Origin of the sequence: Nocardia cerradoensis NBRC 101014 (assembly GCF_000308535.1) — a bacterium.
GTDB classification, from domain to species: domain Bacteria; phylum Actinomycetota; class Actinomycetes; order Mycobacteriales; family Mycobacteriaceae; genus Nocardia; species Nocardia cerradoensis.
The window spans coordinates 1-10824 of the sequence record NZ_BAFW01000067.1 but is presented as its reverse complement, the minus strand read 5'-3'; the positions used below and the strand labels follow the sequence as shown (position 1 = coordinate 10824).

Sequence of the window (10824 nt, the reverse complement as noted above, 5' to 3'; positions counted from 1 at the left end):
GGCATCTGGATCCTGCCGCTGCTGTTCGCGGTGCCCATGTTCAGCCAGGACGTGTATTCGTATCTGGCGCAGGGCGCGCTGCTGCGCGACGGTTTCGACCCGTACAAGGTCGGGCCGGTGGTCAATCCCGGTGTGCTGCTGGACAACGTGAGCCCGGTGTGGACCACCACCACCGCGCCCTACGGTCCGATCTTCCTGCTCATGGGGCAGGCCATCACCAGCATCACCGGTGACAACGTGGTGGCCGGCACCATCGCTATGCGCCTGGTCATGCTGCCGGGCCTGGCCCTGATGATGTGGGCCGTCCCGCATATGACCAAACACCTCGGCGGCAAGCCGACGGTGGCGCTGTGGCTGGCCGTGCTCAACCCGCTGGTGCTGATCCACCTGATCGGCGGCGTGCACAACGAGATGCTCATGGTCGGCCTGATGGCCGCCGGCATCGCCCTGGTGCTGGAACGGCACCACGCGGCCGGCATCGTGGTGGTCGCGATCGGCGTCGCGATCAAGGCGACGGCCGGTGTGGCGCTGCCGTTCCTGGTGTGGATCTGGATGATTCACGAACGCGAGCGGCGAGCCGCGGAGAACAAGGGACCGCTGCCGCATCCGATCCGCACCTTCGTCAAGATCGCCGGCCTCGGCGTGTCGGTGTTCGCGGTGGTCTTCGTGGCCGCCTCCGCGGCCGCGGGTGTCGGTATCGGCTGGCTGACCGCGCTGTCGGGATCGAAGAAGATCATCAACTGGCTCTCGCTGCCGACGGTCATGGCGCACATGGTCACCTGGGTGACGCCGCTGAATCTGGGTGAGGTGCTGGTGTGGACGCGCGGCCTCTGCGCGCTCGCGCTGGTCGCCATCCTGGCGTGGACCTGGTGGCGCTACAAGAGTTCCGAACGCGATGCGGTGATGGGCATTCTCATCGCCTTCGTCGCGATCGTGATCCTCTCCCCCGCGGCGCTGCCCTGGTACTACTCGTGGCCGCTGGCACTGGCCGCCGGATTCGCCATGTCCACCACCACATTGATGATCCTGGTGGGTTTGTGCACCTGGTTGATGCTGGTGTTCCAGCCGGGCGGATCGATCGGCCTGTACAACGTCTGGCACGTCGCGGCGGCCACCTTCGTCGCCGTGGTGGCGGCGCTGTCGCTGCGCAAGGTGGATCCGCTGCGGCTACGCGCCGATTCGGGCAGACCCAAGCAATGACCGGCCGCGGCCCCGACGCCGAACTGGCGGCCGCCTACCGGCACTGCAGGGCCATCGCGGCGGAACACGGCCGCACCTACTTCCTGGCCACCCGCCTGCTGACACCACCGCAACGGGCCGCGGTGCACGCGCTCTACGCATTCGCACGGGTGGTCGACGACGTCGTGGATCTCGCCGAAAGCGCCTGGGATGCGGCCGGTTTCGCCGGGCCCGGTCCCGGGCGGCCGAGGGCATGCGACATCGCCTCCGCAGACCTCGACCGCGAGAGCAGCCGGGCCGCACCCCTTTCCGGAATTGCCGACCACACAGCGGCGTTGCGGCTGGACCGCATCGAAACGCAACTCCATACCGCGCTGTGCGAGGCGGGCATCTCCGGAACAGACAACCACACCCGCGGGTTGGGCGCCCCCCATGCGAGTCCGGTGTGCGCGAGTGGCGCACGGTGCGTCGGGGCACGCGAGGGCGACTCGGCGGCTCTGAACACCGGCGGGAACGAGCCGGATACGGCCTCGGATCGCCCTTACGCGAGCGCGGGCACGCGGCGGAGCTGTAACCGAGCCGAGGACGCCGTGCCGGTGGGCGTCGTCCACTCCTCCGCCGTGGCGGATCGCGGTACCGCGACGGCACGCGTCGCAAGCACCACCGGATCGGCCACGAGCAGTGTCGCGGCCGCCGGCCGGGCCGTGACCGGCACGACGGACGCGGCGGGCCATCTCCCTGCGGGCGCGGCGATCGACGGCCGGGTACTCACCGCACTCGTCGATACCATCGCCCGGTATCGCATTGCGCCCGAACACTTCCGGGTGTTCCTCGATGCGATGCGGATGGATGTGCCGGGGAGCGCGCTGTTCCGGAATCGGTATGCGGATATGGGCGAAGTGCGGGAGTACATGCGCGGTTCGGCGGCGGCGATCGGGCTGCAACTGCTGCCGGTACTGGGCACGGTGGTCCCGGTGGCCGAGGCCGAACCGGCGGCCGCGGCGCTGGGCGAGGCATTCCAGCTCACGAACTTTCTGCGTGATGTCGCCGAAGACCTCGACCGCGGGCGCATCTACCTGCCCGGCGACGAACTCGGCGCGTTCGGCGTCGACGCCGATCTGCTCGCCCACTGCCGGCGCACCGGCCGGACCGATCCGCGCGTGCGCCGCGCCCTGGCACATCTGATCGCGGTCAACCGCAGTGTCTATCGCACCGCCGCACCGGGCATCGATCTGCTCCGGCCGCGGGTGCGACCGGCCATTCGCACCGCGGCCGTGCTCTACGGCGGCATCCTCGACGAGATCGAGCGCCACGACTACGCCGTCTTCGACCGCCGCGCAACGGTTCCCACCTCGCGGCGGCTGCGGGTCGCGATCACCGAGATCGGTTCCGGACTGCGCCGGCCGAGAAATCCGGCGCCGTCTCTCCCCACAGCAGCTACCCAGGCTTTCCGCACAGCACAGCCGAGCGCGCCACACGCCTGACACTCCGCACACCGCCCGCTCTCGGTAACACCGGCGACGGCCGCCTGCGCGGCGGACGCCTGGACGGGCGGCTTCCACCGGCCGACTGCCGACGATCCGGCCCGGGTGATCAGCTCGTATCACCCGAATCTCGCCGGCATGACCGCCACGGCCGACCTCACGCGGCAATCACGCCGCTGACGGTCCGAACACTCCGCCCGGTTCAGAACGGTTCGGCGGCGGCCCGGCGAACGACCTCGCGGGCGAGCGGCCCGTGGATGGCGTCGATCGGACGGCCCGGCAGGGTGTCGTCCTCGGCGTACATCCACTCCAGGATTTCCTCGTTCGTATATTTCGCATCCCGCATCACCGTGATGAGGCCGGTCAGGGGTTTGACGACCGCGCCCGAGGAATCGAAGAAGTCCTTCGGGATACCGGCGATACCGTCGCGGCGGATGGCGAGCAATTGATGATCGCGCAGCATCTGATGCACTCTGGTCACCGCGATGCCCAGTTGTTCGGCCACATCCGGCAACGGCAGCAGGGTCACCGATTCGGGAACGACATCGTCGCTGCAAGGAAATGCACTCACCTGCACAACGGTAGTCCGTCGCTTCCCGGATACGGCGTACGCCCGGTTTCCGCGCGGGCATGAGCACGTCATCGGCGACCGTGACGGCGCGCGCCTATACGATCGGGGTGTCGTCACGGGGCGGCAACCGCTAGGTGAAATTCGGAGGACAGCAGTTGATCGGCCAGATGCTGGACGGGCGCTACCGCATCGACGCGCCGATCGCGCGCGGTGGGATGTCGATGGTGTTCCGGGGAGTCGACACCCGGCTGGACCGGCCCGTGGCGATCAAGGTGATGGACCCCAAGTTCGCCGGTGACCCGCAGTTTCTGACCCGCTTCGAATTCGAGGCCCGCTCCGTGGCCAAGTTGAAGCATCCCTCGCTGGTGGCGGTCTACGACCAGGGCATCGACGGGGAGTATCCGTTCCTCATCATGGAACTCGTCGAGGGCGGCACCCTGCGCGAACTGCTGCGCGAACGCGGGCCGATGCCGCCGCACGCGGTGCGCGCGGTCGCCGAACCGGTGCTGCGCGCGATCGGTGTCGCGCACGCGGCCGGACTCGTGCACCGCGACGTCAAACCGGAGAACGTGCTCATCTCCGATGCCGGTGAGGTGAAGATCGCCGACTTCGGCCTGGTGCGCGCGGTGGCCGGCTCGAATATGACCTCGGCCAGCGTCATCCTCGGCACCGCGGCGTATCTGTCGCCGGAACAGGTCACCGCCGGCAATGCCGACGCCCGCAGCGATGTCTACTCCTTCGGCATCCTGATCTTCGAAATGCTCACCGGCCGTGCGCCGTTCACCGGTGACACCTCGCTGTCGATCGCGTATCAGCGGGTCGAGAAGGATGTGCCGAGCCCGAGCCGGTTCATCGAGGGCGTACCACCGGAATTCGACGAACTGGTCGCGCATGCCACCGCCCGCGAACCCGCGCACCGCTTCGCCGACGCCACCGACATGGCCACCGAACTGCATCGCATCGCCACCGCGCTGCACCTGCCCGACTACCGGGTACCGGCGCCGCGGGAGTCGGCGGAACACCTGTCAGCGCGATACCGCGTCGTCCAGACCCCCGCCGCCGGGCCCACCCCCACTCCGCAGCCGGTCACCGAGGCGACGACCCGGCTCGCGGCCGAACCGTCCCACACCCGGGTCATGACCGCGGCCCATCCGATCCCCGATCCCGAACCGCAACGCCCGCACCAGCCACCGCACCAACCACCGCCCCCGCCGCATCGGCCGGAATTCGTGCCCGACCGCGGTACATCCCGGCGCCGGGTGCTGATCTGGGCGGCTGTGGTCGTGGTCCTCGCGCTGCTGCTGGGTGTCGGCGGCTGGTGGCTGGGCGTCGGCCGCTATTCGTCGGTGCCGGCGATCGCGGGGATGACCACCGAACAGGCGACCGCGAAGCTGAAGGACGCCGGATTCGGGACGACCGTACGTGACAAGGCGTCCGACATCATCCCGGTCGGCGGGGTGGTCGGCACCGACCCGTCCGCCGGGGCGAAGGTGCTGAAGGGATCGACGGTCGCCGTCCTGGTGTCCAGCGGGCAGCCGCACGTTCCGCAGTTTCAGCCCGGCCAGGACACGAAGACCGTGAACCAGCTCATCCGCGATGCCGGGCTCACCCCCGTCGACGGCGGCGAGAAACCCAGCACCGCACCGAAAGGGTCGGTGGCACAACTGGATCCGGCGCCCGGCACCGTCCTGCCGACCGGAGCCCAGGTGAAGGTCTACCGCAGTAAGGGTTCGCAGCCGGTGAAGCTGCCCGATGTGCGCGGCAAGACCGTCGAGGAGGCCAAGGCGGCGCTGCAGAACGCCGGACTCACCGTCGGCGACACCCGCACCGACTTCGACGCGAAGGTCAAGCCGGGGCAGGTCGCGGGCACCGATCCGGCCGCCGGCACCCAGGTGCTCTCCGGTGCGACGGTGACGTTGATCGTCTCCGACGCCATCCAGGTTCCCGATGTCATCGGCAAGAACGCCGCCGCGGCCCGCTCCGAACTCGAGGGGATGGGCCTGAAGGTCGTGCTGAATCAGGTGTTCAGCGGCGACCGCGGCACCGTCCGGGTGCAGTCACCGTTCGGCGGCGCGAATGTGGCGCCCGGATCGACGGTCACCCTCACCGTCCTGCCGTTCTGAATCCGGGCTCAGCCGAGTACACCGCCCACATCCGCACCGCCGAGCAGTTCGGCCTCGCTGATGCCCAGCCGCCGGCCGGCCAGGTCGAGCGCCTGCCGCAGCACCGCGCTGGCGCTGGCGCCGACCACCTGGGACAGTTCGAGCCGGCCGTTGCCGCGCACCACCCGTACCCGGCAGCGCCACGCGATGCCGGCGCGGTCGACCTCCGGGCGTTCGATCACGATCGTGACCGGGACGCCATCGATCTCGAGCACATGTTCGGCGAGGGCGGCGATCGGCCTGCCCGCAGTTTGCAATCCCCTGGCTACCGATGCGCTCTGCATAGCGATCCTCTCAGCACATATCCCGCACAGCCTATTGCCGCTGCAGTGTCACGCCTGGAAACCTAGTGCAGGTTCCGGCGTTCAGCAACCGGGCAGCTAACTTTTGCGGATCATGTCACGATCGCGTGATCCCCGGACGGACGGTTCAGCCGACCGCCAGCAACGGATCACCGGTCTCCGGATCGTTGACCGCGACCACCGCGGCCGTGGTGAAGACCTCCACCGGCACCCCGCCGATACTCGGGCTGATGTTGGTGGTGATCTGCGCGGCGGCCGCGGCGGGCGCGTAACCGTGGGATACATCGAACCCCCAGGAGATCTCGTAACCCCAGCAGATATTGAAGATCAGCAGGCGACTGCCGTCGCGCAACACGACCTCCGACGGGATCCCGTCGCGGTCGCGGTCGCGCAGCAGCCGCAGGATGGTGCGATCGGCGTTGCCGATCCGCAGCGCGCTCTGCGCGCTGGCCGGGCCTTCCCCGCGCGCGCGGCCCTCACCGCGCGAGGGGCCCTCGTCATTGCGAAATACGACGTCCACTACGGCCGATCCGTCACCGCAGCATTTCGGCGACCAGGAATGCCAATTCCAAGGACTGCTGCGTATTGAGCCGTGGATCGCAGGCCGTCTCGTAGCGGTCCTCCAGATCCAGATCCGAGATGTCCTGCGCGCCACCGAGGCATTCGGTGACGTTCTCGCCGGTGAGCTCGATGTGCAGGCCGCCCGGATGCGTGCCCAGGGCGTGGTGCACCTCGAAGAAGCCCTGCACCTCGTCGACGATGCGGTCGAAGTGGCGGGTCTTGTACCCGGTGGACGATTCATGGGTGTTGCCGTGCATGGGATCGCACTGCCAGATCACCTGATGTCCGGTGGCCTGCACCTTCTCGATGATCGGCGGCAGCACGTCGCGAACCTTGGTGTTGCTCATCCGCGCGACGAGGGTCAGCCGGCCCGGCTCGTTGGTGGGGTCGAGCCGCTCGACGTATTCCACGGCCTGATCCGGCGTGGTGGACGGGCCGATCTTGATGCCGATCGGATTGGCCAGCAGTTCCGCGAAGGCGATGTGGGCGCCGTCGAGCTGGCGGGTCCGCTCACCGATCCACAGGAAATGCGCGGACAGGTCGTAGAGCACCGGATCGCCCGCGGCATTGTGGGACAGGCGCAGCATGGCCCGCTCGTAGTCGAGCACCAGCGCCTCGTGGCTGCAGTAGATCTTGGCCGACTGCAGGCTGGGATCCTGCACCCGGCACGCGTTCATGAACGCCAGGCCGCGGTCGATCTCGGAGGCCATCTGCTCGTAGCGGGCACCGGCCGGCGACTGCGCGACGAAATCGCGGTTCCAGTCGTGCACCTTGTGCAGATCGGCCATCCCCGCGCCGGTGAGCGCGCGCACGAGGTTCATCGCGGCGCTGGCGTTGGCGTAGGCGCGCACCAGCCGCGAGGGGTCGTGTTCGCGCTGAGCGGCATCGGCGACCAGCGCATTGACCATGTCGCCGCGGTAGGACTTGAGGCCGAGCGCGTCGACATCGGCCGAACGAGGTTTGGCGTACTGGCCCGCGATCCGGGCCACCTTCACCACCGGCAGGCTCGCACCGTAGGTCAGCACCACCGCCATCTGCAGCAGGGTGCGAATGTTGCCGCGGATATGCGGCTCGGTGTTGTCGGCGAAGGTTTCCGCGCAGTCGCCGCCCTGCATCAGGAAGGCTTCGCCGCGGGCCACCTCGGCCAGATGCAGCCGCAACTCCTCGACCTCGGCGGGCACGCACAGCGGCGGCACGCTCTCGAGAACGGTGCGCATGGTGGCGGCCTGCTCGGGATCCCACGACGGCTGCTGCAGGGCGGGACGGGCGAGGGCGGCGTCGAGTCGCCGACGGAGCTCGGCAGGCAGCGGTGGCAGTTCCGGCAAGCGATCGATCGGTACGTCGACGGTCCAGTTCACCAGATCAGAATACGGACCTTCCGCAATCTCGGGGTAACCCGGAGGGTAGGGGGCGATGAATACGCCCGCGCGGGCGGGGCCGTAACCTCGAGCGCGGGGCCGGGTCGGGCGGTTCGGCCGAGATATCACCGCGAGCGCCGGTGTACGCCGAATCGGAAAGGGCACGACCGCGTGAAGTATTTTTATGACTGCGAATTCATCGAGGACGGGGTGACGATCGATCTGATTTCGATCGGCGTGGTCTGCGAGGACGGTCGGGAATATTACGCGGTGTCAACGGAATTCGACCCCGAGCGGGCCGGGCAGTGGGTGCGGCGCAATGTATTGCCGAAACTCCCGTCCCCCTCCTCGCCGCTGTGGCGCAGCCGGCAGCGCATTCGCGACGATCTCTATCAATTCCTGGTACCGCGTCCCACCGTGCGGCCGGAATTGTGGGCTTGGGTGGGGGCCTACGACCACGTGGCGTTCTGCCAGCTGTGGGGTTCGATGGTCGATCTGCCGGCGGCCCTGCCGCGCTACACCAACGAGTTGCGCCAGCACTGGGACCACCACGGCCGGCCGGACCTGCCCCCGGTTCCGGCCGACGCGCACGACGCGCTGGCCGACGCCCGGCACAATCTCGCCAAGTACGAGGCCATCGAGGCGTTCCGGCGCAGCGGCGCGATCACCGGTATCGATCGGCGGTAAGGCGGCCGAGCGTCGTGGTGACGCGGCCGGCGGTCGCAACTCGCTCGCGCAGCGGATTCGCGCGCCGATACGAGTCGGCCCCCGGACGGTTGTCCGGGGGCCGAGAGCGTAGAGAGGGCGACTCAGCTCGCCAGGGTCTCCGGAATCCGCTCGGCCTCGGGCCGACTGCCGGAGGGCACGCCCTTCTTCAGGCTGGCGGCGTAGACGTCGACGTACTCCTGGCCCGACATCCGCATCAGCTCGTACATGATCTCGTCGGTGACCGCCCGCTCGACGAAGCGGTTACCGCCCATGCCCTCGTAGCGGGAGAAGTCGATCGGCGCACCGAATTTCACGGTGACGCGGCGGCGGCGCCACCGGAACGGGCCGGGAGGGCACACCTCGTCGGTCCCGATCAGTGCCACCGGGATCACCGGCACACCGGTCTCCAGGGCCAGGCGTGCCACACCGGTCTTGCCCTTGTACAGGCGGCCGTCGGGCGAGCGGGTGCCTTCCGGGTACAGACCCACCATGCGGCCCTCGCTCAGCAGTTTGCGAGCGGTGTTGAGCGCGTCCTCGGCGGCGCTGGCGCCGCTGCGGTCGATCGGATACTGGCCGGTGCCGGAGAAGAAGAACTTCTGCAGCCGGCCCTTGAGTCCGGGCGTGGTGAAGTACTCGGCCTTGGCCAGATAGGTGATGCGACGCGGGCTCAGCAGCGGGGTGAACAACCAGTCGGTGAACGACAGATGATTGCCGGCGAGGATGACTGCTCCGTCGGCGGGGATATTCTCCACGCCCTCGACCTTCGGCCGGTTGTAGATGTGCATGAAGGGCCCGACCAGCACGAATTTGAGCAGCCAGTAGAACATTGCGTCCTTTCCCCTGTGATTGTCGAACGGGACCGGCCTCGTCGCAGGCACCTCCGTCGGCACCGACTCTACCGTCGCCGACCAGCTGCGACCAACCCCACACGAGGTATTTCACATGCCGGCAATCACATCGGTGAAAACGGGTACGCATGTGGTGCTTCCGCCGTGAGAAACCGACCGGCCGTCGAGCGAATCGGCGAGATGTTCGACCACGCGGATCATTTGCTCCCCCACCGCCGCGGAGACCGATCGCGGCACGGAGAACTATTCGCGCCCCGCCGCGGACAACCCTTTCGCGCCCCGCCGCGGACAACCCTTTCGCGCCCCGCCGCGGACAACCTTTCGCGCCCCCCGCGGACAACCTTTCGCGGCCCGCCGCGGACAACCTTTCGCGCCCCGCCGCCGACAACCTTTCGCGGCCCCCGCCGACAACTATTCGCGCCCCGCCGTGGAGCGGGCTCGCGGCACGGCCGCCGACTCGGCGCGGCCGGTTGCTTGCGCATGCCCCTCGGCGGCCCCGGTCTCCAGGGCCGTGCGCGCCAGTTCGGCCGCGCCGATCATGCCCGCCGCCTCCCCCAGTTGCGTAGTGCGGATGCGGGCCAGCGGACGATGACGGCCGCCGGTGATCGCGGCGGCGTAATGCTCGCGCGCGTCGTCGAGGAACAGCGGCGCCGAGGAGCTGACGCCGCCCGCGATGACGATCAGGTCCGGATCGAAGATATCGCTGACGAAGGCCAGTCCCAGCCCGAGCCAGCGGGCGAAATCGGCCATCACGTGCAGCGCCACCGGATCACCGTCGTGGGCCGCGCCCGCGACCCGCCGCCCGGTCAGCGATCCCGGATCGCCGACCACCTCCCGCGCCAGGATCGTCGACGGCATCGGATCGGTGGCGAGCATTTCGATCGCGGTGTCGACCAGTGCCGTCCCGCTGCAGTAGCGCTCCCAGCAGCCACGTTTGCCGCACGGGCAGATCCGGCCGTGCGGCACCACCTGCAGATGCCCCAATTCCGGTGCGACACCGTAACTTCCGCGATACAGCCGGCCCTCCACCAGCAGCGCCGCGCCGATCCCGGTGCCGATCGCGACCAGCACACCGTTGTGCGCGCCGGCGGCCGCGCCGAACCGGTATTCGGCCCACATCGCGGCATTGGCATCGTGTTCGAGGATCACCGGCAAACCGAGCCGGTGTCCGAGCCGCCCGGCGACCGCGGTGTCCTCCCACGGCAGATGCGGCGCGAAGCGCACCGAGGACCGGGATTCGTCGACGAAGCCCGCGACCGCCAGCCCGACCGCCCCGATGTCGTGGCGCGCGCACAGTTCCCGCACGGCGCGGTCGAGACCGTCCTCGAGCGCGTGCGCCGAATGCGGGGTCGGCGCCTGGACGGTGTCGAGCACCTCCCCGTCCCCGTCGACCACCGACGCCCGGATATTCGTCCCGCCGACATCGATGCCGACGGTGAGCGGAGCCTCTCGTCCGAGCCGAGTGGTCATTTCTTGATCCGCACCGGGATGGGAACGTATCCGGGTCGCTCGACCGAATCCCGCCCCCGCCCAGCACGTTCGGCCGCGCGCCGGCCACTGCGCCGCGTCTTGCTCTCCCGCTCGCCGGGCGCCGGCTTCGCCCCCGGGGCCGTCTCCGCAGCGCCGGCGCGTTCGTTCCCGGGCGCGTCCG

Annotated in this window: 11 protein-coding genes and 1 pseudogene; 5 read left to right on the top strand and 7 right to left on the bottom strand. The window is 69.1% G+C overall.

Annotation, left to right across the window (positions count from 1 at the left end; translation table 11 throughout):
* The 3 genes and pseudogenes from ON23_RS08440 to ON23_RS39775 form a co-directional block, all read left to right on the top strand.
* Positions 1-1200 (top strand): alpha-(1->6)-mannopyranosyltransferase A (locus ON23_RS08440; protein ID WP_039777319.1); only part of this gene is annotated, 1200 nt, incomplete at its 5' end.
* Positions 1197-1379: pseudogene (locus ON23_RS39950) on the top strand (squalene/phytoene synthase family protein); the annotation flags it as partial. The gene ON23_RS08440 and the pseudogene ON23_RS39950, both read left to right, overlap by 4 nt.
* Positions 1365-2663 carry a phytoene/squalene synthase family protein gene (locus ON23_RS39775; protein ID WP_444543686.1) on the top strand — a complete coding sequence of 433 codons (1299 nt, stop codon included), beginning with the start codon at positions 1365-1367 and terminating at the stop codon, positions 2661-2663. The pseudogene ON23_RS39950 and the gene ON23_RS39775, both read left to right, overlap by 15 nt.
* A gap of 202 nt (positions 2664-2865) precedes the next feature.
* Here the strand turns inward: ON23_RS39775 and ON23_RS08430 are convergent, their stop codons facing one another.
* The gene (locus ON23_RS08430; RefSeq protein WP_039777322.1) at positions 2866-3234 is read right to left on the bottom strand and encodes an Rv2175c family DNA-binding protein; all 369 of its coding nucleotides are present in this window, start codon (positions 3232-3234) and stop codon (positions 2866-2868) included.
* Positions 3235-3368: 134 nt separating this feature from the next.
* On the opposite strand from ON23_RS08430, the gene pknB reads away from it, so the two are divergent.
* A complete protein-coding gene (pknB, locus tag ON23_RS08425; protein ID WP_086006865.1) occupies positions 3369-5357 on the top strand; it encodes a Stk1 family PASTA domain-containing Ser/Thr kinase in 1989 nt (662 codons plus the stop codon).
* Positions 5358-5365: 8 nt separating this feature from the next.
* Here pknB and ON23_RS08420 read toward each other — a convergent pair whose 3' ends face one another.
* From ON23_RS08420 to ON23_RS08410, 3 genes are all read right to left on the bottom strand, one after another.
* A complete protein-coding gene (locus ON23_RS08420; protein ID WP_143860046.1) occupies positions 5366-5680 on the bottom strand; it encodes a hypothetical protein in 315 nt (104 codons plus the stop codon).
* A gap of 145 nt (positions 5681-5825) precedes the next feature.
* On the bottom strand, positions 5826-6218 hold the full coding sequence (locus ON23_RS08415) for a hypothetical protein (RefSeq protein ID WP_039777318.1): 393 nt from the start codon (positions 6216-6218) through the stop codon (positions 5826-5828).
* A 13-nt stretch (positions 6219-6231) separates the two neighbouring features.
* Entirely contained in the window at positions 6232-7617 is a 1386-nt protein-coding gene (locus ON23_RS08410; RefSeq protein WP_039777317.1) for a class II 3-deoxy-7-phosphoheptulonate synthase, read from the bottom strand.
* A 171-nt stretch (positions 7618-7788) separates the two neighbouring features.
* Here ON23_RS08410 and ON23_RS08405 point away from each other — a divergent pair, with 171 nt between their 5' ends.
* The gene (locus ON23_RS08405; RefSeq protein WP_036500243.1) at positions 7789-8304 is read left to right on the top strand and encodes a polyadenylate-specific 3'-exoribonuclease AS; all 516 of its coding nucleotides are present in this window, start codon (positions 7789-7791) and stop codon (positions 8302-8304) included.
* A gap of 122 nt (positions 8305-8426) precedes the next feature.
* On the opposite strand, the gene ON23_RS08400 is transcribed toward ON23_RS08405, so the two are convergent.
* From ON23_RS08400 to ON23_RS38785, 3 genes are all read right to left on the bottom strand, one after another.
* On the bottom strand, positions 8427-9152 hold the full coding sequence (locus tag ON23_RS08400) for a lysophospholipid acyltransferase family protein (RefSeq protein ID WP_030514742.1): 726 nt from the start codon (positions 9150-9152) through the stop codon (positions 8427-8429).
* A 432-nt stretch (positions 9153-9584) separates the two neighbouring features.
* A complete protein-coding gene (locus ON23_RS08395) occupies positions 9585-10643 on the bottom strand; it encodes an ROK family protein (protein ID WP_051042252.1) in 1059 nt (352 codons plus the stop codon).
* The coding region (locus ON23_RS38785) for a hypothetical protein (protein ID WP_039777316.1) at positions 10640-10824 on the bottom strand (185 nt) is incomplete at its 5' end. The genes ON23_RS08395 and ON23_RS38785, both read right to left, overlap by 4 nt.